Source organism: Roseovarius sp. (assembly GCF_040223625.1).
Lineage (GTDB): Bacteria > Pseudomonadota > Alphaproteobacteria > Rhodobacterales > Rhodobacteraceae > Roseovarius.
This window is the reverse complement of record NZ_JAVKFX010000071.1, coordinates 39,644-59,611: the sequence shown is the minus strand read 5'-3', so window position 1 is coordinate 59,611 and position 19,968 is coordinate 39,644. Positions and strand designations below refer to the sequence as shown.

The following is a 19,968-nucleotide window of genomic DNA, read 5'->3' as shown; positions in this document are numbered from 1 at the left end:
GGGGGAAGACCCGGACAGGAGGAGGTGGACCGGAGGTGGAGTTTCGGGCAACGCGGTGACGCTGGCAACAGGATATTGCGGCGGGCCGGCGCCCTTCCGCCCGCGGCCTGCCTAGCGGATAGCCAGATCGAGCGGCTGGCGCGAGAGGCGTTCGACGCCGGTCTCGGTGACCAGCACGGAATGGCCGGGGCACATGGCGAGCCCGGCTTCGGCATCCATCAGGATCATGTGGAGGAAGAAGACCTGGCCCGCCTGCATGGGCAGCGGATTGCCCTCGTAGAACATGGGGAAATCCACCCAGATCGGGTTGTAGACCGCGCCCATGCCGTAACCGCAGGCCTGCATCCTTGCATGGCCGAGGCCGTATTCGTCGAGCGTGCGGGCATGGGCGTCGTAGACCTCGCTCATCGGGCGGCCGGGGCGGATCGCCGCTTCGCAGGCTTCGAGCGCGGCGGTGGCGGCCTCGTGCATGTGGCGCTGTTTGTCGCAGGGCTTGCCGATGATCACCGTGCGCATCATGGCGGCGTGGTAGCGGGCATGGGCGCCGGCCCATTCCCAGGTCATCTGGTCCTGCGCCTGAAGGTGGCGGCGGCCGGAATGGTAGCGGCAGAGCAGCGCCTGCGGGCCGGAACCGAGGATGAACTCGTTGCCCGCATAGTCGCCGCCGCCGCGGAAGACGGCGCCCTGCATGGCGGCGAGGATGTCGCCCTCGAAGGCGCCGGCGCGGGTCTCGGCCAGGCCCGCGTCCATGGCGTCATCGGCCAGCTGCCCGGCGCGCCGGTGCATGGCGATCTCGGCCGGTGACTTGACCCGGCGCAGGGCGCGGATGAGGTCGGAGTGATCCTCGGCCCCGGGCAGGGCGGTGCGGGTGAGTTGGCCGTTGCGGTCGGTGAGGCCGGCAGTGTCGGATTCGAAGCCGAGGCGGCCGGATGCGACTCCCAGATCGGTGAGCAGGTTCTTCAGGTGCTCGGCCGGGTTCGATCCCTCGTATTGCGGCCAGACGTGGATCTCGTCTTCGGTGAGCACCGAGGTGCGCAGGGCCTGGATACGGTCGGGCATGCGGGTCATCAGGTGCAGCTCGCCCTTCGCGGTCAGCACCATCGCCTGGTATATGGCGAAGCCGAACGTGTCGTAGCCGCTGATCCAGTACTGGCTTTCCGGCGCGAAGAGGATCAGCGCGTCGAGCCCGGCATCCCTGACCGCCTGAGTGGCGCGGGCGCGGCGGGCGGCGTATTCGGCTTCGTCGAAGTGGAAGGGCATGGGCGGCTCCGTCAGGGGGTCGTGGCACTGGAGCCGCTTCCGGGCGGGCGTGCGCGTCTGGTTGCGACCTCGGGAGCCTCCGGCGGGGATATTTTTGGCCAGAAGAAGCGGTGGGGGGCGCGCCGTCTTCGGCGTGGGGACGAGGGGGCGCCTCAGCCCGAGCAGCTTGCCCCGCCGAGGACGCAGAACTTGGCGCAGTGGGGGTGGTTGAGGGAGACGTCGCGCTCGGCCTCTTCCAGGGTTTCGCCCATCTCGAACTGCGGATCGTAGGGCAGGAGGGTGCAGGACAGCACCGTGGGGCGCGGTGCGTCCTTGCGCTTGACCACCATCCGGGAGGAGGCGCACATCACCTCGTTGGGCGACTTGCCGAGAATGCCCCAGCAGGCGGTGGTGATCTCGGGCACCTCGACCGTCATGTCCATTTCCGGGAAGAGCACGGTTTCGCCCGGATCGTCGGCGTCGATGGCGAAGCCGTGGCGGGCATAGAGGGCGCGGTAGCCGTCGCGGGCCTCGGCCTCGGTCTCGTGCCAGAGGGTGCGGCCGGCGACGGCCATGCGGGCGCCCGCGTCGCGGAGCCAGGCCATGCCGCGCACCGTCTTGTCGAAGGCGCCGCGGCCGCGCTCCTCGTCATGGTAGTCTGCCGACCAGTGATCGACGGAGATCCGCAGGGTGAGGCGGTCGCCGTATGCCTCGACCAGCGCGCGGAGCTCGTCCTGGACGCGGGGCCGCATCATCGGGCGCATGGCGTTGGTGAGGATCAGCACCTCGAAGCCGCGTTCCAGCGCGGTGCGGGCCATGGCGCACATCTCGGGGTTCATGAAGGGTTCGCCGCCGGTGAAGCCGATTTCGCGCACCGGCCAGCCGCGCGCGTCGAGCTGGTCGAGATAGTCGCGCATCTCGGCCTCGGTGATGTAGACCAGCTGGTCGTTCTCGGGCGAGCTTTCGATATAGCAGTTCACGCAGGTGATGTTGCAGAGCGTGCCGGTGTTGAACCAGAGCGTCTGCGGATTCGACAGGGGCACATGCGCGCGGGCCTGCCCGTCGGCTGTCACCTGCGGGTCGCGGAACTTGCCGTCATTGGCCGGGGCTGTGGCGGCGTCTTTCATCACTTCACCTGATTTTGGTTTGCATTTCCGGCGTAACCTGTCCTTTTTGTCGTGAAAAGTCATGACCGGGCTGGTGACGGGTTTGTGATACGGGCATAAAGGCCCGGTGAACGCCGCGCGGCAGTCGGGTATCGCGGCGGGACAGGAGAGGTCTGATGGTTTCGCGTGTCATTCCGGTGGATCCCTTCGACCTGGTGATTTTCGGCGGCACGGGGGATCTCGCGCGGCGGAAGATCCTGCCGGGGCTGTTCCGGCGTTACTGTGCGGGCCAGATCGAGGGCGACGTGCGCATCATCGGTGCCGCCCGGGGCGAGATGGATACCGAGGGCTACCGGCAGTTCGCCGCGGACGCGATCGTGGCTTCGGACGAGGGGGCGGGGGCGAACCGCGGCAACCTCGAGGCGTTCCTGCAGATGCTGCATTACGTGATGGTCGACGCCATGGGCGACGATGGCTGGGAGGAGCTGGCCGGGATCATCCGGTCGGACCGGATCCGGGCCTTCTATTTCTCGGTCGCGCCGCGGCTTTTCGGGCCGCTGGCCGAGCGGTTGCACCAGCACGGGCTGGCCGACGGGCAGACGCGGATCGTGGTGGAAAAACCGTTCGGTCGGGACCTTGCCACGGCGAAGGACCTCAACCGCGTGCTGGCCGAGCATTTCGACGAAGGCCAGATCTACCGGATCGACCATTACTTGGGCAAGGAGACGGTGCAGAACCTGATGGCGATCCGGTTCGGCAACATGCTGTTCGAGCCGCTGTGGAACAGCCAGTACGTCGATCACATCCAGATCACCGTGGCCGAGGAGGTGGGTGTCGGCGGGCGCGGCGATTACTACGATCGCGCGGGCGCCATGCGGGACATGCTGCAGAACCACCTGATGCAGCTTCTGTGCCTGATCGCGATGGAGCCGCCGGCGAAGTTCAACCCCGACGCGGTGCGCGACGAGAAGCTGAAGGTGATCCGCGCGCTCGACCCGGTGCCGCCGCAGGACGTGGTGCGGGGGCAGTATGACGGCTCGGGCGGGCGGCCGAGCTATCGCAACCAGGTCGGCAACCGCGACAGCACCACCGAAAGCTTCGTGGCGCTGCGCGCCCGGGTCAGCAACTGGCGCTGGGCCGGCACGCCCTTCTACCTGCGTACCGGCAAGCGGCTGAAGGAGCGGGCGAGCGAGATCGCCGTGGTCTTCAAGGATGCGCCGCATTCGATCTTCGGCGACGAGGCCGGGCGGCACCGCAACATCCTGACCATCAAGCTGCAGCCCAACGAGGGGATCGAGCTGGGCGTGACCATCAAGGAGCCGGGGCCGGGGGGCATGCGGCTGGTCGACGTGCCGCTCGACATGACCTTTGCCGAGGCGCTGGGCCCGGAGGAGGCGGATTTCCCGGACGCCTACGAGCGGCTGATCATGGACGTGATCCGGGGCAACCAGACGCTCTTCATGCGCGGTGACGAGGTCGAGGCGGCCTGGGCCTGGACGGACGGGATCATCGCCGGGTGGGAGGAGCGCGGCGAGGATCCGCTGCCCTATTCCACCGGCAGTTCAGGGCCCGATGACGCGCTGATGCTGATGCACCGCGACGGGCGCCGCTGGCGGGAGATCAAGGCATGAATTTCGTGGACTACCCCGATGACGAGCTGATGGCGGTGCACCTGGCCAACACCATGGCCGGGGAGCTGACGGCGGCGCTGGAGCACAAGGACCGGGTGCTGTTCGTTGTGCCCGGCGGCACGACGCCGGGGCCGGTCTTCGACAGCCTGTGCGACGCCGATCTCGACTGGGCAAGGGTCGACGTGCTGCCGAGCGACGAGCGCTGGCTGCCGGAGGTGCATGTGCGCTCGAACAGCCGGCTTATCCGGGAGCGTCTGCTGACCGGGCGGGCGGCGAGGGCGAATTTCCTGCCGCTCTACCGGCAATCCGAGACGCCCGAGCCGGTGCTGGAAGAGCTGGAGGCCGCCATCAGCCCGGCGCTGCCGATCAACGTCTGCCTGCTGGGGATGGGGGCCGACATGCACACCGCCTCGCTCTTTCCCGGCGCGGACAACCTTGAGAAGGCGCTCGACCGTTACGCGCCGGTGCTGGTGCCGATGCGGGCGGAGGATGTGCCGGAGCCGCGGGTGACGCTGTCGGCGCGAGTGCTGCGCGATGCGCTGGCGCTGCACGTGGTGATCACCGGACAGGCGAAGAAGGCGGCGCTCGACCGGGCCAGGTCGCTGGACCCGGCGCAGGCGCCGGTGGCGGCGGTGCTGGAAGAGGCGACGGTGCACTGGGCGCCGTGAGCGCGGCGGGGGGCGCTGCCCCCGACGTCGAAATCCCGTGGGATTTCAACATCTCCCCCGGAGTATTTTTGGAACGGTGAAACCTATAGGCAGGAGTTGACGGCATGTGGGAGGCCTTGAAAGCCGATACCGGCGCGCGGATATCGGAGCTTTTGTCCGAGGAGGGCCGGGCGGCGGATTTCTCGGTGCGGTTCGACGGGATGCTGTTCGATTACTCGAAGACCGCGATGAACAAGGAGGCGCGGGCGCTGCTGCTGTCGATCCTGCGGTCGCACCATGTCGAGGAGCGGCGCGACGCGATGTTCGCGGGCGAGGCGATCAACGAGACCGAGGGGCGGGCGGTGCTGCACACGGCGCTGCGCAACCTTGGCGGCGGGCCGGTTGAGGTGGAAGGCCGCGACGTGATGCCGGGGGTGCGGGAGACGCTGGCGCGGATGGAGAGTTTTGCCGAAGAGGTGCGCGGCGGCGGGTTCCGGGGCGCGGGCGGGCCGATCACCGACGTGATCAATATCGGCATCGGCGGCTCTCACCTTGGCCCCGAAATGGCGACACGGGCGCTGTCGCCCTATCATGACGGGCCGCGGTGCCATTTCGTGTCGAACGTGGACGGGGCGGATATCGCCGATTGCCTGGCCGGGCTGGACCCGAGGACGACGCTGGTGATCGTGGCGTCGAAGACCTTCACCACGATCGAGACGATGACCAACGCCGAGACCGCGCGGGCCTGGATGGCGAAGACGGTGGAGGACCCGGCCGCGCAGTTCGCCGCCGTCTCGACCGCCGAGGAGAAGACCGCCGCCTTCGGGATCGCGCCCGAGCGGGTTTTCGGGTTCGAGGACTGGGTCGGCGGGCGCTATTCCATGTGGGGGCCGATCGGCCTGCCCCTGATGCTGGCCATCGGGTCGCAGGATTTTCGCGCCTTCCTGCAGGGCGGGGAGGCGATGGACGGGCATTTCCGCGAGGCCCCGGCAGAGGAGAACATGCCCGTCATGCTCGCGCTGACCGGGTTGTGGCACAGCCATGCCTGCGGGTTTCCGACGCGCGCCGTGCTTCCCTATGACCAGCGGCTGGCGCGGCTGCCCGCCTATTTCCAGCAGCTCGAGATGGAGAGCAACGGCAAGCGGGTGACGATGGAGGGGGACACGCTTGACGTGCAGAGCGGCCCCGTCGTCTGGGGCGAGCCGGGGACGAACGGGCAGCATGCCTTCTACCAGCTCATTCACCAGGGCACGCAGGTTGTCCCCTGTGAATTCATGGTGGCGGCCAAGGGCCACGAGCCGGAGCTGGCGCATCATCATCACCTGCTGGTGGCCAATTGCCTTGCGCAGTCGGAGGCGCTGATGCGCGGGCGCACGGTGGAGGAGGCGCGCGACCTGATGGCGGAGGCCGGGTTCGAGGGCGCCGAGCTGGAGCGGCAGGCGGCGCACCGGGTGTTTCCGGGCAACCGGCCGTCGACCACGCTGATCTATGACCGGCTGACGCCCCGCCGGCTGGGCCAGATCGTGGCGCTTTACGAGCATCGGGTGTTCGTCGAGGGGGTGATCCTTGGGATCAACTCCTACGACCAGTGGGGCGTGGAGCTGGGCAAGGTGCTGGCCAAGGAAATGGCGCCGATCCTGTCGGGCGAGCGGGACGGGTCCGGGAAGGACGGCTCGACCCGGCAGCTCGTGGGTTTCGTGCGCGGCGTGGTGGAATAAGGACGGCCCGGAGAGCGTTTCCGCTTTCCGGGCCGATGCCGCAACCGGACTGCTCGTATCACCCCGTGACCGGGATCAATAGCACCACTTGTAACCGCGATCCGGCGGCGTGTGTCCGGGATGCACGCGGGCACCCCGGACCAGAACCGACGCCGATCTTGCCCGAAGGCAAAGAAAACGCTCACACTCATACGCGGCGCCGGTCCTGTCTGTCGGGGCAAAGGGCGGGCCCCGACAAACTCGGCCTCGGGCGCGGTGGGGATTGCTGCGGGCAACGCCCTGATGCAGCACCGTGGGTGTACGGGAGTCGGGAAAAGACCCCACGGCGTCCACGCCGTCTGGCTGAGTTCACTGGAGAGACACGCGGGGGGCGGGGGAAAGTTTCAGGCCGGACGATATTTTGTTGAAGAATGCCGGAGAAATTTATCAAGCTGTTGCTTTTTATCCGGAAAAACGGCTCTGAAGCCTGCGTCAGCCGCCGTCGGGAATGTCGAACCCGTCATCTGCAAGGGTAAAGCCCTCGAAGCGGAAGCCCGGCGAAACGGTGCAGCCGACGAGCGTAAAGGCGCCGGTGCATTCGGCGCGTTGCCAGTGATGGGGCGGGATGATGACCTGGGGGCGCTGTCCCGTGGCGAGGTCGGGGCCGAGCAGGTGGCGTCCGGCCGGGCCGGTATCGGTGGCGGAAAGGCGCAGCAGCAGCGGATCGCCGGCGTAGAAATGCCAGATCTCGGTGGCGTCGACCCGGTGCCAGCGGTTTTCCTCGCCGCCCTTGAGCAGGAAATAGATGCAGGTCCCGGTGGGCCGGCCGTCATTGTCGGCCACCCATGTCTCGCGGTAATGGCCGCCTTCGGGATGGGGCTGGAGGTCGAGCTGGCGGATGATGTCGTCTGCTGTCATGGGCGCACGCTAGACGGTCGGGCCGGAAGGGGAAAGGGGAAGCGGCAGGTTTCCCGGGTCAGCGGGCCGGTGGTTCCGGCCCGCCGCGGGAGCCGTTCAGCCGCGCAGGATCGAGCGGCCGGCATATTCGGCGCTGTCGCCCAGGGCTTCCTCGATCCGGATGAGCTGGTTGTACTTGGCCAGCCGGTCGGAGCGCGCCAGCGAGCCGGTCTTGATCTGCCCGCAATTGGTGGCGACGGCGAGGTCGGCGATGGTGGCGTCCTCGGTCTCGCCCGAGCGGTGGGACATGACGTTGGTCATGCGCGCGCGGTGGGCCATGTCGACGGCCTTGAGGGTCTCGGTCAGGGTGCCGATCTGGTTGACCTTCACCAGCATGGAGTTGGCGGCGCCTTTCTCTATGCCCTCGGCCAGACGCACGGGATTGGTGACGAAGAGGTCGTCGCCCACGAGCTGCACCTTGTCGCCGATCATGTCGGTCAGGGCTTTCCAGCCGTCCCAGTCATCCTCGCTCATGCCGTCCTCGATCGAGATGATCGGGTAGTCGCCGACCAGCGCCTTGAGGTAGTCGGCGTTTTCCTCGGAGGTGAGCGAGAGGCCCTCGCCCTTGAGCTCGTACTTGCCGTTCTTGAAATACTCGGTCGCGGCGCAGTCGAGGGCGAGGTAGATGTCTTCGCCCGGCTTGTATCCGGCCTTCTCGATGGATTTCAGGATGAAATCGAGCGCCTCGCGGGTTGAGGAGAGGTTTGGGGCAAAGCCGCCCTCGTCGCCGATGCCGGTGGAGAGGCCGGCGGCGGAGAGTTCCTTCTTCAGGGTGTGGAACACCTCGGCGCCCATGCGCACCGCCTCGCGGATGTCGCTGGCGGCGACGGGCATGATCATGAATTCCTGGACGTCGATCGGGTTGTCGGCATGTTCTCCGCCGTTGATGATGTTCATCATCGGCACGGGCAGGACACGGGCCGAGGTGCCGCCGACATAGCGGAAGAGCGGCTGGGTGGTGAAATCGGCGGCGGCCTTGGCGACGGCGAGCGAGACGCCGAGGATGGCGTTGGCGCCGAGCCGGGCCTTGTTGGGGGTGCCGTCGAGCTCGATCATCGCCGCGTCGACCGAGACCTGCTCGGTGGCGTCGAAGCCAAGCAGCAGGTCGGCGATCTCGCCATTGACCGAAGCCGCGGCTTCCAGAACGCCCTTGCCGAGGTAGCGGGACTTGTCGCCATCACGTTTCTCGACCGCCTCATGCGCGCCGGTGGAGGCGCCCGAGGGCACCGCCGCTCGGCCCATGGTACCGTCTTCGAGGACGACGTCGACCTCGATCGTGGGGTTGCCCCGGCTGTCGAGAATTTCGCGGGCGTGAATGTCGATGATGGTGCTCATGTTCCTGTCCCTCGGAAGGCTGAATTGGCTGGCTGTCCCATACCAAGTTTGGCGTCGAATGCAACTGGGCGGTGTTAGCGCTAACTAGATGTTGGGGTTCCCGGCAAGGTCGCGGCGCTGTCGGCGGGCGAGGCGTTGTTCGCGCACGAAGGTGTAGAGGCCGGTGGCGATGATGAGCGCGGCGCCGGCGAGCGTCATGGTGTCGGGATGCTCGCCGAAGCCGGTGACGCCGACGACGAGCGAGAAGAGAAGGCGGGTGTAACGGAACGGCGTGACGGCGGCGGCCTCGCCCAGGCGCATGGCCTGCACGATGCCGTAATAGGAGAGTGCGCCGACGACGACCGCCCCCAGCATCATGGCGCCGTGGGCGGGGGTCATTGCCGTCGGGCCGTCACCCGAGAGCGCCAGCAGGAGGAAGCCCGCGGGGATCGCCACGCCGAAGCCCTGGAAGGAGATCACGAAGGAGGAGACGTTCGCGTCGATCCGCCGGGTGATCAGGTCGCGCGCGGCGATGGCGCAGACCGAGATCAGCACGATCAGCGCGGCCGGCTCGAACCCGGCCACGCCGGGGCGGATGATCATCAGCACGCCCACGAAACCCAGGCCGATGGCGGTCCAGCGGCGCCAGCCGACGTCTTCGCCGAGGAAGAGCGCCGCGCCCATGGTGATGACGAGGGGTGTCGCCTGGAAGACGGCCGCCACGACCGAGATGTCGACCAGCGAGAGCGAGGTGACAAAGGCCATCGCGGCCGTCGCCTCGGCCAGCGCGCGCCACAGGAACATCGGCCGCCACGCGGCACGGGCAAAGATGTCGTGGCCGCGGACGCGGGCGATCAGGGCGAAGATCACCGTGCTGGCAAGCCCGAGGATGATCAGAAGTTGGCCCACGGGAATGTCCTGCGACATCCGCTTGATCAGCGTGTCCTCGATGGTGAAGCCGGCCATGGCGGCGATCACGAGCAGGATGCCGTGGATGTTCTGCATGGGAGTGCCTTTCGGTGCTGCGGCGGGAGGCCGCACGGGATCGGCTATAGTGGCCATTGGCACGAGCGGCAACACCGGGCGTGAGGGCCGGGCGCTGTTGCGTCGAAAGGGGCTGATCGGAGGGTGTGTTCCGGGTTGGACGGTGGGTTGGCACCCACCCTACGGCGCGCGGGGGTGAGGGGCCGGACGGCTCAGTTTTTCTTGAGCGGCACGCCGTAAAGCTCGAGCTTGTGGCCCTTGAGCTTGTAGCCCAGCTTGTTGGCGATCTTTTCCTGCAGCGCCTCGATCTCGGCGTCGACGAACTCGATCACCTCGCCGGAATGCAGGTCTATGAGGTGGTCGTGGTGGTCGCGCTCGGCATCTTCATAGCGGGCGCGGCCGTCGCCGAATTCGACCTTTTCGAGGATGCCGGCCTCCTCGAACAGCTTCACGGTCCGGTAGACGGTGGCGATGGAGATGTTCGGATCGCGGCCCGAGGCGCGGGCGTAGAGCTCCTCGACATCGGGGTGATCGTCGGAATCCTCCAGCACGGCGGCAATGGTGCGGCGCTGGCCGGTCATCCGCAGGCCCTTGGCCTCGCAACGCTCGGTGATGGTCTCGGTCATCGGCTCGATCTTTTGCGACTCGTGGGCCCGTTGGATAGCCGGTTCGCGGCGTGTTGGCCAGATTTTATCGGCGGGTCAGAGCAGGCGGCCTTCCATGACTTTCACGGCCCCGCCCGACACGGTCACACGGGTGCGGTCGGTTTGCAGGGTGATGCGGCTGGGGCGGCCCATATCCTCGCCCTGGTGGACGGTGAGGGAGAGGTCTTTTCCCAGGGTCTTGGCGAGGAGGGCCGCAAGGGTGGCGCAGGCGCTGCCGGTGGCCGGGTCTTCGGGGATGTTGTCGAGCGGGGCGAACATGCGGGCGTGGACGGTGTCGCCTTCGCGGACATAGCCGAATTGCGCGAAGTCGAGCCCGCCGGGATGGGCGCGGGCGCCGTCGCGGAAGGCGGCGATATCGGTCTGGCAGGCGGAGAGGGCGGCACGGCTGGCGAGCTGGGTGATGGTGAAGGGCAGGCCCAGCGTGGCCATGGTGGGCGGGTGGGTTTCGGTGGTGATATCAGAGGGTTGCAGGCCGAGCGCACGGGCGACGAGGGCGGGGTCTGGCGTGGCCAGAACCTCGAGCGTCGCCTCGGTGGTGAAGGCGGCGATGCCATCTTCCACGCGACAGGAGAGGGGCCCGACGCCGAGTTCCAGCACCATCTCCGGCCCGTGGCCCGCATCGGAAAGCGCGATGGCGGTGCCGATCACCGGGTGGCCGGCAAAGGGGATCTCCATGGTAGGCGTGAAGATGCGGACGCGGGCGGTGTGGGCCGTGTCCTCGGGCGGGAAGACGAAGGTGACCTCGGAGAAGTTGAACTCGGCCGCGATGGCTTGCAGGTCGGCCTCGGGCAGGGGGGTGGCGTCGGGGAAGACGGCCAGTTGGTTGCCGCCGAAGCGGGTGTCGGTGAAGACGTCGTAGACGACATAGTGGGACATGCGGGCCTCCTCAGACCAGGTCGGGCGATCGGCCCACGCGGTTGGCAAGTTTGCTGACGGTCAGGCCCTGTATGATGATCGAGAAGATCACGACCACATAGGTGGTTGCCAGGATCAGCGGCTTCCATTCGCTGTCGGGCAGCGACAGCGCCAGGGCGACGGAAATACCGCCCTTGAGGCCGCCCCATGTCATGATCGGCACCACGCCGGGGGAGAAGGTGCGGAAGGGGCGCAGGATGAGCACGGGCACCGCCACGGCGGCCAGCCGGCCGATGAGGGCCAGGCCGATGGAGAGGACGCCGGCGATCAGGAAATCGACCTCGAAGGCGACGGCGAAGACCTCGAAGCCGATCATCAGGAAGAGGACGGCGTTGAGGATCTCGTCGATCAGTTTCCAGAAGGCATCGACATAGTCGCGGGTTTCCTCGCTCATGCCGTGCTTGGCGCCGACCTCGCCGATCAGGAGCCCGGCGCAGACCGCCATGATGGGGGCGGAGACGTGGAGGAAAACGGCCAGTTCGTAGCCGCCGAAGGCGAGGCCGAGGGTGAGCAGCACCTCGAGCGAATAGTCGTCGATCAGGCGCATGACGCGGAAGGTGAGCCAGCCGAGGACGAGGCCGAGGACGGCGCCGCCGAGGGCTTCCTGCACGAAAAGGAGGGCGGCGCCCTGCAGGCCGCTGGCGTGGTGGTCGTCGCCGGGGAAGGCGAGGCCGACGAGCACGAGGAAGACCACGTAGCCCACCCCGTCATTGAAGAGGGATTCGCCGGCGATCTTTGTTTCCAAGGACTTGCGCAGGTTCGCCTCGCGCAGGACGCCCAGCACGGCGACCGGATCGGTGGGCGATATGAGCGCGCCGAAAACCAGTGCTACGATGAGCGGCATGCCGGTCATCCAGTGAAAGCCCGTGCCGATGACGATGGTCGAAAGCGCCACGCCCATGGTGGCCATCAGGAAGACCGCCCGCCATTCTGCGCGCAGGTCTTTCAGCTTGACATGCAGCGCGCCGGCGAAGAGCAGCAGGCCCAGCATGCCTTCGAGCAGGGCGTCGGAGAAATGGAGCGAGGTGATCAGGTCGCGGGCGGTGTCGGCGATGAGGAGTTGGGGCCAGACGAGGTCGACCAGCAGCACGCCGAAGGAGGCCAGCAGCGCCACGACGAGGATGCCGATGGCCGAAGGAAGCTTTAGAAACAGGTAGTTGATGGCGCCGAAGACGCCGGCCAGCACGATGAGAAGCGAGGTGATCTGGAGAATGGTCATGAAAAGCGTCCATCAATGGCGGGTCGGCGGGCCAGCGCCTATCACGGTGCCCCGGGGCGCGCCAGATGTCTAGCGCGGCGCGGGTTCGAGATCGGCCCAGACGGGAAGGTGGTCGGAGGCGATATGGGCGGGTTTGGCGGCATATGTGCCGGAGGCCCGGGCCACGAGCGCGTCGCAGGTGGCGATCCGGTCGAGCCGGGCCACGGGGCGGGGGGCCGGGTAGCTGGGGGGCGTGGGGGCGAAGCGCTTGTCGTCGACCGCCGCCGCCAGCGCCGCGGCGCTGCCCCATTCGTTGAAATCGCCCGCCAGCACGGTGGGCATCGGCGGCATCCGGCGGAGGCGGCGCTGGATCCGGGCGAGTTGCAGAAGCCGGTCGCGGCGGACCAGCCCGAGATGCAGGCCGATGACCCGCAAGGGGCCGATGACGGTGTCGATCTCGGCCATGATGGCGCCGCGCGGCTCTAACCCCGGAAGGACCATATGCCAGGTATTACAGACGGTTACGCGGGGAAGTGCAAGCATGGTGTTGCCGTGCCAGCCCAGCGATCCGCCGGGCGCGCCGAAGGGCAGGATGCGCCAGCCATCCTGTTCGGCCATGTCGTGCGGCAGGGCGGCGGGCCGGGGGGGCAGGCGCTTGTCGGCCTCCTGCAGGACCACGAGATCGGCGTCGAGCGCGGCGATCACCGACAGGCTGCGATCGGGGCGGCGACGCATGTCGAGGCCCACGCATTTCTGCAGGTTGTAGGTTGCAATCCGGAAGCTTTGACCATTCATATCCTTCAGATAGTACTTGAGACGGAAAGAGACATCACCGGTGTTCGCAGATCAGACATGGCTGGCTCGGGCGATCTGGCTGGCGCTGGCCGGGGTGGTGCTGTTCGCGCTGGTGGAATTGCGGCTGGAACTGGCCTTCGTGGCGCTGGGGACGCTGGCGCTGTCCTTTGCCCCGGTGGTGGTGGCGAAGTGGACGGATGTGCATGTGCCGCCGAGTTTCATCGCCGTGGTGGTGATCTTTGTCGGCGCCACGCTGTTCCTTGGCGAAGTCTATGATTTCTATGAACGTTTCTGGTGGTGGGACATGGTGATGCACGCCGCCTCGGCGGTGGGATTCGGGCTGATCGGCTTCGTGCTGGTCTTCATGATGTTCCAGGGCGACCGCTATGCCGCGCCGCCGATTGCGGTGGCCTTCTTCGCCTTCTGCTTTGCCATGACGATCGGCGCGGTCTGGGAGATTTTCGAGTTCTTCATGGACCAGGTGTTCGGCTTCAACATGCAGAAATCCGGGCTGAGGGACACGATGGGCGACATCATCCTGAACGCGGTCGGGGCGCTGATCGGGGCGGCGACGGGGTTCGGGTACCTGAAGGGGCAGGCGCGGGGCGGGCTGGCGGTGCTGATCGACGAGTTCGTGACGCGCAACCCGCGGTTTTTTCGGCGGCTGCGGCGGAAGTAGGCGGCGCGCTGTCGACAGGGTTTCGGCGCGAATCAGGTTAATGGGCTTGTTTTGCAGGGCGGCCGGTGTCGGTATCGCGTCGGTAACACGTCGGTATCGCGTCGGTATTCCGGTCTGTTCGGGCAGGGGTTGATGCGCCGTACCGGGCGCAACACGCGAGATGTTGGGGCGGGCGCAACAGGGGGCGCAGCGGCTCAGGTGCCGCAAAAGGTCTGCTGGACCACCTCCGACGGCTCCGGCGGGCGGGTGAGGTCGGCGGCGTCGGGCTGATCCTCGTAAGGTTTGGCCAGCACGTTCAGCAGCCGCTCGAACGGGGCGAAATCGCCCTCGACGGCGGCTTGGATCATCTGTTCGACGCGGTGGTTGCGGGGAATGAAAGCCGGGTTGGCGGCCAGCATCCGGGCCTCGGCATTCTCCTCGGCCTCGAGCCGTTTCTGCCAGAGCGGTTCCCATGCGTCGAAGGCTTTCGGGTCGAGGAACTGGTCGCGTGGCTTGCCCGTCGCGAGGGCACGGAAGGTGTTGGTGAAATCGGCGCGGTTCTCGGCCATGGCGCGCAGGAGGCCGGTGATCAGCTCCTCGTCGCCCGGATCCTCGGTGGCGAGCCCCAGCTTGGCGCGGAAGCGGGCCAGCCATTCGGCATGGATCTGCTCGGGCATGGCGTGGACGGATTGGGTGAAGGTCTCGATAGCCGCATCCTGCTCGGGCATGAGCGGCACGAGGGCGGTGGCCAGTTGCGCCATGTTCCAGACGATCACGTTGGGCTGGTTCGAATAGGCGTAGCGGCCATGCGCGTCGATCGAGGAATAGACGGTATCGGGGTGGTAGGTATCCATGAAGGCGCAGGGGCCATAGTCGATGGTCTCGCCCGACAGCGTGGTGTTGTCGGTGTTCATGACGCCGTGGATGAAGCCCACGGACATCCATTGGGCGATGAGCGACGCCTGCCGGGCGATGGCGGCGTTCAGCAGGTCGGTGGGGGTTTCCACGCCGGGATAGTGGCGCTCGACCGTGTGCTCGAAGAGGGCCTGCAGCCCTTCGGTGTCGCGGCGGGCGGCGAAGAACTGGAACGTGCCCACGCGGATATGGCTGGAGGCGACGCGGGTCAGCACGGCGCCGGGCATGCCGCCGTTCTCGCGGTAGACGCGTTCGCCGGTGGCGACGGCCGCCAGCGCGCGGGTGGTGGGGACGCCGAGGGCGTGCATCGCCTCGGAGACCACGTATTCGCGCAGGACGGGGCCCATCCAGGCGCGGCCGTCGCCCATGCGGGAATAGGGGGTGGGGCCGGAGCCCTTGAGCTGGATGTCGAAGCGCTTGCCGTTCGCCACCGTCTCGCCCAGCAGGTTGGCACGGCCGTCGCCCAGCTGGGGCGAGAAGCCGCCGAACTGGTGCCCGGCATAGGCCTGGGCCAGCGGGTCGGCGCCCTCGGGGGGCGTGTTGCCGGAGAAGGCGAGCGCGATCTCCTCGTCCGTGCCGGGGGTGATGCCCATTTCGGCCGCGAGCGGGTGGTTGAAGCGGATGAGTTGGGGCGTCTTCACCGGCATGGGGTTCAGCCGGGTGAAGAAGCGGTCGGGCAGGCGGGCGTAGGAGTTGTCGAACGGAATCGAAAGGGTCATGGGCGAAAGATAAGCGTTCCGCGGCGAATGGCTAGGGGGCCGGGCGGCTTACAGCTCTCGCGTCATCATGGCGTAGCCCTCGCGGGCGCGGAAGCCGAGTTTCTCGTAGAGCTTGCGGGCGCGGGGGTTCTCGTTGCCCACTTCGAGGTGGATGGCCTTCATGCCGGCCTTGGCAAGTGCCTTGGGCAGGGTGTGGAGGACTTCGGTGCCGATGCCGCGGCCACGCACGGCGGGGCGGACGTAGATCTCGTCGACGAAGCCGTCCATGCCGCCGAACTCGATCGACCAGCCGAAGCAGACGACGACATAGCCGATGGGGGCGCGGGCGGGGCCCATCAGGTAGATGACCCCGTGCGGCGAACCTTCGAGCAGGGGCAGGATGGCGTTGCGGCGGGTGTCCGGCGATTGGTCGATGCCTTCCTCGCCGTGGTAGTCGGCGACGAGGCGCATCAGGCGGTCGAGGTCGTCCGTCTTGGCGATGGTCAGAGCGGTCACAGCCGGGCCAGCCTTTCGGTCAGCAGGTCGAAGAAGCCGTCGGCGTCGAGATCGCCGACGAAGAGCGCGTTGGGGGCGCGGCGGGTGACGCGCCACCAGTCGGCGACGGTCATGCCCATGGTGAGCGGCGAGGTGGTTTCGATTTCCACATTGATGTGGCGGCCGGAGAAGAGGTCGGGGTTGAGCAGGTAGGCCACGGTGCAGGGGTCGTGCAGCGGGGCGCCGGCGGAGCCGTACTTCTCCTTGTCGAAGCGTTCGAAGAAATCGGTCATCTCGGCCACGGCGATGCCGACCGGCGTGCCGAGGGCACGGAAGGCGTCGTTGCGGGGCTTGGTGACCAGCGCCTTGTGGGTGACGTCGAGCGGCATGACGGTGATCGGCGCGCCGGAGCGGAAGACGATATGGGCGGCGTCGGGGTCGACATAGATGTTGAACTCGGCCGCCGGGGTGATGTTGCCCACTTCGAAATAGGCGCCGCCCATGAGGACGATTTCCTCAACCTTTTCAACGATGTCCGGGGCGGCCTTGAAGGCGGCGGCGATGTTGGTGAGGGGCCCGATGGGCACGAGGGTGACGGTGCCCGCGGGTTCGGCGCGGAGCGTGTCGATGAGGAAGTCGACGCCGTGGTCGCCGGCCATGGGCATCGTCGGTTCGGGCAGGACGGGGCCGTCGAGGCCGGTCTTGCCGTGGACATGCTCGGCGGTGACGAGGTCGCGGCCGAGCGGGCGGTCGCAGCCAGCGTAGACGGGGATATCGGGGCGGCCGGCCAGTTCGCAGACCATGCGGGCGTTGCGGGTGGTCAGGTCGAGCGGCACGTTGCCGGCGACGCAGGTGAGGCCCAGAAGCTCGATCTCGTCGGGGCTGGCCAGTGCCAGCAGGATGGCGACGGCGTCGTCCTGCCCCGGGTCGGTGTCGATGATGATCTTGCGCGCGGTCATGGGTTGCCTGTCTCATGCCGGGGGGGATTTGTCTACTGGGACATGCAGACTGGGCGCACTCTTGCCCTTCATCTTGCTTCAAATATTCCGGGGGTCCGGGGGCTGGCCCCCGGCGCTCTCAACCTAGCGCCCCAGTTCCTTCATGCCCTGTTCGATCCCCGCCAGCGTCATCGGCACCATGCGGTCTTCGAAGATCTCGCGGATCATCTGGATGGACTGGGTGTAGGGCCAGTATTTCTCGGGCACGGGGTTGATCCAGAGGTGTTGGGGCCAGTGTTCGCGGGCGCGCTGGAGCCAGACTTGCCCCGCCTCGGCGTTCCAGTGTTCGTTGGCGCCGCCCGGGTAGGCGATTTCGTAGGGCGACATGGAGGCGTCGCCGACGAAGATGCATTTGTAGTCGGTGCCGTAGGTGCGCAGGATCTCGTCGGTGGGGGTTTGCGCGTCCCAGCGGCGGCGGTTGTCGCGCCAGACGCCTTCGTAGAGGCAGTTGTGGAAGTAGTAGTATTCGAGGTGCTTGAATTCGTTCCTTGCGGCGGAGAAGAGCTCCTCGACCACCTTGATATGGGGGTCCATGCTGCCGCCCACGTCGAGGAAGAGCAGGACCTTGACGGCGTTGTGGCGTTCGGGGCGCATCTTGACGTCGAGATAGCCGTGCTCGGCCGTGGCGCGGATGGTGCCGTTGAGGTCGAGCTCGTCCGCCGCGCCCTCGCGGGCCCAGTTGCGCAGGCGTTTGAGGGCCACCTTGATGTTGCGGGTGCCGATTTCGACCGAGTCGTCGAAGTTGCGGAATTCGCGCTTGTCCCAGACCTTGACCGCGCGCTGGTGGCGGCTTTCCTTCTGGCCGATGCGGACGCCTTCAGGGTTGTAGCCATAGGCGCCGAAGGGGGAGGTGCCGGCGGTGCCGATCCACTTGTTGCCGCCCTGGTGGCGGCCTTCCTGTTCCTTGAGGCGCTCTTTCAGCGTTTCCATCAGCTTGTCGAAGCCGCCCAATGCCTCGATCTCGGCCTTCTCCTTCGGCGAGAGGTGCTTCTCGGCCATCTTTTCCAGCCATTCCTGCGGCAGGTCGACGGCGTCGAGCACCTGTTGGGCGCTGATCTGTTCGAGGCCCTCGAAGCTGGCGGCGAAGGCCTGGTCGAAGCGGTCGATCAGGCGCTCGTCCTTCACCATGGCGGCGCGGGCGAGGTAGTAGAACCCCTCGATGTCGTAGGTGACGAGGTTGGCGGACATGGCTTCAAGGAAGGTCAGGTATTCGCGCAGCGAGACCGGCAGGCCGGATTTGCGCAGGTTCTCGAAGAAGGGAAGGAACATCGCGGCCGCCTTCAGCCCGAGGCGCGGAGGATGAAGATGGTGAGGAAGAGGCCGGCGAGCGCGAAGAGGATGGCGAAGACGGCCGCGTATTGCAGCATGTCCACCTTCGAGCCCTTGCGGTGGCGTGCGACGAGGGCGCCGAGGATCGCCCCGATGACGAGGCCTATCAAGGCTAGAAGCATGGTCAGGTTACCCGTTTGTTTCCATCCGCGGGCTGAGCGCGGAGATTTCGCTCATCTTCGCGCGCACCGCCCAGTCTGCCCCGAACCCGTATCGCGCCCAGCCGATACTGTCCAGCCGCACGGCCCGGGCCTCGGCCGCCCGGCCGGCGAGGTCGAGCGCCTCGGCCTGGAGCATCATCAGGGTGGCCAGAAGGGCCGCGTTCTCGTGCCGCTCGGCGATGCCCATGTGCGGCGCGATGAGCTGCAGCGCCTCGGCGCTGCGGCCCCGGCTGATGGCGTAGGCGGCGAGCTGCGAGGCCGAGTAGGCGCGGTGCAGCTCGGTGCCGGGGGTGCGGCTGTAGATCGCCTCGGCGGCCTGGAACTGGGCGAGGGCGAATTCGGGGTCGGTCATCTGGGTGAGGCGGCCGAGGGCGAAATGGCTGAAGGCGAGGCGGTGGTCGTTCCAGCCCTGCGACCGGGCGATCGACAGCGCCTCGAGCGCGGCGCGGCGGCGCTGGCCGGAGGTGGCGCCGGGGCCGAGCGCCGTCTGGATGGCGCGGACCCACGGGCGCGGCGTGGGGCCGAGGGCGCGGGGCGGCAGGCTGTCGCCGCCGGGGTTGAGGCGCGTGAGGATGGCGGGCAGGCGTGAGGCGACCTGCTGGCGGGTCATGCCCGATTGCAGTTCCGGCGCGTAATAGGCGCGCAGGATCAGCATGTCGAAGCCGGTCAGCACCGCGTGCACGTTGTCGTCGTTGAAGACGCTGTCGGGCAGGCGGTAGAGGTCGTTCAAGGGCCCCAGCGCCTGGGCCAGTTCCTCGTGCAGGCAGTCGCGCACCTCCTGCGGGGAGCTGTCGCCGGGCACGAAGATGGCGATGCGGTCGCGTTCGATCAGGTCGCTCCAGTTGGTCTGGCGCGAGTGGCGGGCGCTGCGGTATTCCTGCAGGCTGGAGACGTTGGGCACGACGAAACAGGCCGCTTTCGGCAGGAATTGCCGGATGTCGGCGCGGCTGACCGCCTCGATGGTGATGCTGGCATGGCCGCCGCGGGCGGGGACGCGGCCGATGTCGATGCCGGCCTCGGTGCGCAGGCGGCTGACGAGGCGGTTGAGGTCGGGCATGAGGCTGGGCGGCGGGCTGCCGGCGACGCGGATCGAGATCGGCCCCTCGAAGCGCGAGAAGCGCTCGAGCTGGCGGCCGGATTCGAGCTGGAAGCTGAGTTCGAGGAAGTCGCGGTAGATGTCGCGGTTCGACCGGGCCGGCGGCACCGGGTGGGCCACGGAAAACGCCTTCATCGGCGGCAGGTTCGACGCCTCGGGCATGGCGGCGCGGGAGGGGACATCCTCCTGCGGGGCGCCGGTGCAGGCGCCGATCGCGAGGCAGAGGGGCAGCAGGGCGCGGCGCAGCAGGGCGCCGGGCCCGGCAGGGCGAGGGCGATTCGGCGAAGGACGGCCCAGGGCGCCAAAACCGCGAAACAATCCCCTGAAATGACCGCCATTGTTTCCGCAAATCGCCGCGGGCGTCGGTGCGGCAGGGCCCGGCCGACCGGCCGCCCGGGGGCGGCGGTTGCTGTGCAAACTGGTGGTGTCGACTGGCACGGGCTCGGGGGCTTTCTGTCGGGTGTCCCGCA

19 protein-coding genes are annotated in these 19,968 nt (G+C 67.6%); 4 read left to right on the top strand and 15 right to left on the bottom strand.

The window, feature by feature from the left end; translation table 11 throughout:
- Positions 1-111 precede the first annotated feature (111 nt).
- Both RLN94_RS19840 and RLN94_RS19835 read right to left on the bottom strand, forming a co-directional pair.
- A complete protein-coding gene (locus RLN94_RS19840) occupies positions 112-1,260 on the bottom strand; it encodes a M24 family metallopeptidase (RefSeq protein WP_350067233.1) in 1,149 nt (382 codons plus the stop codon).
- A gap of 152 nt (positions 1,261-1,412) precedes the next feature.
- Entirely contained in the window at positions 1,413-2,366 is a 954-nt protein-coding gene (locus tag RLN94_RS19835; RefSeq protein ID WP_350067231.1) for a radical SAM protein, read from the bottom strand.
- A gap of 155 nt (positions 2,367-2,521) precedes the next feature.
- On the opposite strand from RLN94_RS19835, the gene zwf reads away from it, so the two are divergent.
- From zwf to pgi, 3 genes are all read left to right on the top strand, one after another.
- Positions 2,522-3,976, top strand: a complete 1,455-nt coding sequence (gene zwf, locus RLN94_RS19830) for a glucose-6-phosphate dehydrogenase (RefSeq protein WP_350067229.1) — start codon at positions 2,522-2,524, stop codon at positions 3,974-3,976.
- Positions 3,973-4,644: a 6-phosphogluconolactonase gene (gene pgl / locus RLN94_RS19825; RefSeq protein WP_350067227.1), complete on the top strand. Its 672-nt coding sequence runs from the start codon at positions 3,973-3,975 to the stop codon at positions 4,642-4,644. Before zwf ends, pgl begins: the two co-directional genes overlap by 4 nt.
- 104 nt (positions 4,645-4,748) lie before the next feature.
- Positions 4,749-6,341, top strand: a complete 1,593-nt coding sequence (pgi, locus tag RLN94_RS19820; RefSeq protein ID WP_350067225.1) for a glucose-6-phosphate isomerase — start codon at positions 4,749-4,751, stop codon at positions 6,339-6,341.
- Between the two features lie 471 nt (positions 6,342-6,812).
- On the opposite strand, the gene RLN94_RS19815 is transcribed toward pgi, so the two are convergent.
- The 7 genes from RLN94_RS19815 to RLN94_RS19785 all read right to left on the bottom strand — a co-directional run bounded on the left by RLN94_RS19815 (position 6,813) and on the right by RLN94_RS19785 (position 13,148).
- The gene (locus RLN94_RS19815; protein ID WP_350067223.1) at positions 6,813-7,238 is read right to left on the bottom strand and encodes a cupin domain-containing protein; all 426 of its coding nucleotides are present in this window, start codon (positions 7,236-7,238) and stop codon (positions 6,813-6,815) included.
- 96 nt (positions 7,239-7,334) lie between these two features.
- Positions 7,335-8,612 carry a phosphopyruvate hydratase gene (gene eno / locus RLN94_RS19810; protein WP_350126177.1) on the bottom strand — a complete coding sequence of 426 codons (1,278 nt, stop codon included), beginning with the start codon at positions 8,610-8,612 and terminating at the stop codon, positions 7,335-7,337.
- Between the two features lie 84 nt (positions 8,613-8,696).
- Positions 8,697-9,596: a DMT family transporter gene (locus tag RLN94_RS19805; RefSeq protein ID WP_350126174.1), complete on the bottom strand. Its 900-nt coding sequence runs from the start codon at positions 9,594-9,596 to the stop codon at positions 8,697-8,699.
- 191 nt (positions 9,597-9,787) lie between these two features.
- A complete protein-coding gene (locus tag RLN94_RS19800) occupies positions 9,788-10,201 on the bottom strand; it encodes a Fur family transcriptional regulator (protein WP_350159256.1) in 414 nt (137 codons plus the stop codon).
- A gap of 75 nt (positions 10,202-10,276) precedes the next feature.
- The gene (locus tag RLN94_RS19795) at positions 10,277-11,116 is read right to left on the bottom strand and encodes a PhzF family phenazine biosynthesis protein (RefSeq protein WP_350131670.1); all 840 of its coding nucleotides are present in this window, start codon (positions 11,114-11,116) and stop codon (positions 10,277-10,279) included.
- 10 nt (positions 11,117-11,126) lie between these two features.
- Positions 11,127-12,374 carry a cation:proton antiporter gene (locus tag RLN94_RS19790; protein WP_350131667.1) on the bottom strand — a complete coding sequence of 416 codons (1,248 nt, stop codon included), beginning with the start codon at positions 12,372-12,374 and terminating at the stop codon, positions 11,127-11,129.
- Positions 12,375-12,443: 69 nt separating this feature from the next.
- Positions 12,444-13,148 (bottom strand): endonuclease/exonuclease/phosphatase family protein, encoded by a 705-nt coding sequence (locus RLN94_RS19785; RefSeq protein ID WP_350131664.1) that lies wholly within the window; start codon positions 13,146-13,148, stop codon positions 12,444-12,446.
- A gap of 40 nt (positions 13,149-13,188) precedes the next feature.
- Between RLN94_RS19785 and RLN94_RS19780 the strand changes: the two genes are divergently transcribed.
- Positions 13,189-13,827, top strand: coding sequence for a DUF2238 domain-containing protein (locus tag RLN94_RS19780; protein ID WP_350131661.1), 639 nt, complete (start codon positions 13,189-13,191; stop codon positions 13,825-13,827).
- A 194-nt stretch (positions 13,828-14,021) separates the two neighbouring features.
- Here RLN94_RS19780 and RLN94_RS19775 read toward each other — a convergent pair whose 3' ends face one another.
- The 6 genes from RLN94_RS19775 to RLN94_RS19750 all read right to left on the bottom strand — a co-directional run bounded on the left by RLN94_RS19775 (position 14,022) and on the right by RLN94_RS19750 (position 19,744).
- Positions 14,022-15,440, bottom strand: a complete 1,419-nt coding sequence (locus RLN94_RS19775; protein ID WP_350131658.1) for a protein adenylyltransferase SelO — start codon at positions 15,438-15,440, stop codon at positions 14,022-14,024.
- A 48-nt stretch (positions 15,441-15,488) separates the two neighbouring features.
- Positions 15,489-15,935, bottom strand: a complete 447-nt coding sequence (locus tag RLN94_RS19770) for a GNAT family N-acetyltransferase (protein ID WP_350131655.1) — start codon at positions 15,933-15,935, stop codon at positions 15,489-15,491.
- Positions 15,932-16,873, bottom strand: coding sequence for a nucleoside hydrolase (locus tag RLN94_RS19765; RefSeq protein WP_350131653.1), 942 nt, complete (start codon positions 16,871-16,873; stop codon positions 15,932-15,934). Before RLN94_RS19765 ends, RLN94_RS19770 begins: the two co-directional genes overlap by 4 nt.
- A gap of 123 nt (positions 16,874-16,996) precedes the next feature.
- Positions 16,997-18,181, bottom strand: a complete 1,185-nt coding sequence (locus RLN94_RS19760; RefSeq protein ID WP_350131650.1) for a vWA domain-containing protein — start codon at positions 18,179-18,181, stop codon at positions 16,997-16,999.
- 11 nt (positions 18,182-18,192) lie between these two features.
- Positions 18,193-18,363, bottom strand: a complete 171-nt coding sequence (locus RLN94_RS19755; protein WP_350131647.1) for a hypothetical protein — start codon at positions 18,361-18,363, stop codon at positions 18,193-18,195.
- A 7-nt stretch (positions 18,364-18,370) separates the two neighbouring features.
- Positions 18,371-19,744 (bottom strand): DUF2927 domain-containing protein, encoded by a 1,374-nt coding sequence (locus RLN94_RS19750; protein WP_350131679.1) that lies wholly within the window; start codon positions 19,742-19,744, stop codon positions 18,371-18,373.
- Positions 19,745-19,968 lie beyond the last annotated feature (224 nt).

Coding starts and splice junctions, on each gene's coding strand:
- RLN94_RS19840 (WP_350067233.1), bottom strand. CDS start 1,260: ATGCCCTTCCACTTCGACGAAGCCGAATACGCCGCCCGCCGCGCCCGC.
- RLN94_RS19835 (WP_350067231.1), bottom strand. CDS start 2,366: ATGAAAGACGCCGCCACAGCCCCGGCCAATGACGGCAAGTTCCGCGAC.
- zwf (WP_350067229.1), top strand. CDS start 2,522: ATGGTTTCGCGTGTCATTCCGGTGGATCCCTTCGACCTGGTGATTTTC.
- pgl (WP_350067227.1), top strand. CDS start 3,973: ATGAATTTCGTGGACTACCCCGATGACGAGCTGATGGCGGTGCACCTG.
- pgi (WP_350067225.1), top strand. CDS start 4,749: ATGTGGGAGGCCTTGAAAGCCGATACCGGCGCGCGGATATCGGAGCTT.
- RLN94_RS19815 (WP_350067223.1), bottom strand. CDS start 7,238: ATGACAGCAGACGACATCATCCGCCAGCTCGACCTCCAGCCCCATCCC.
- eno (WP_350126177.1), bottom strand. CDS start 8,612: ATGAGCACCATCATCGACATTCACGCCCGCGAAATTCTCGACAGCCGG.
- RLN94_RS19805 (WP_350126174.1), bottom strand. CDS start 9,596: ATGCAGAACATCCACGGCATCCTGCTCGTGATCGCCGCCATGGCCGGC.
- RLN94_RS19800 (WP_350159256.1), bottom strand. CDS start 10,201: ATGACCGAGACCATCACCGAGCGTTGCGAGGCCAAGGGCCTGCGGATG.
- RLN94_RS19795 (WP_350131670.1), bottom strand. CDS start 11,116: ATGTCCCACTATGTCGTCTACGACGTCTTCACCGACACCCGCTTCGGC.
- RLN94_RS19790 (WP_350131667.1), bottom strand. CDS start 12,374: ATGACCATTCTCCAGATCACCTCGCTTCTCATCGTGCTGGCCGGCGTC.
- RLN94_RS19785 (WP_350131664.1), bottom strand. CDS start 13,148: ATGAATGGTCAAAGCTTCCGGATTGCAACCTACAACCTGCAGAAATGC.
- RLN94_RS19775 (WP_350131658.1), bottom strand. CDS start 15,440: ATGACCCTTTCGATTCCGTTCGACAACTCCTACGCCCGCCTGCCCGAC.
- RLN94_RS19765 (WP_350131653.1), bottom strand. CDS start 16,873: ATGACCGCGCGCAAGATCATCATCGACACCGACCCGGGGCAGGACGAC.
- RLN94_RS19760 (WP_350131650.1), bottom strand. CDS start 18,181: ATGTTCCTTCCCTTCTTCGAGAACCTGCGCAAATCCGGCCTGCCGGTC.
- RLN94_RS19755 (WP_350131647.1), bottom strand. CDS start 18,363: ATGCTTCTAGCCTTGATAGGCCTCGTCATCGGGGCGATCCTCGGCGCC.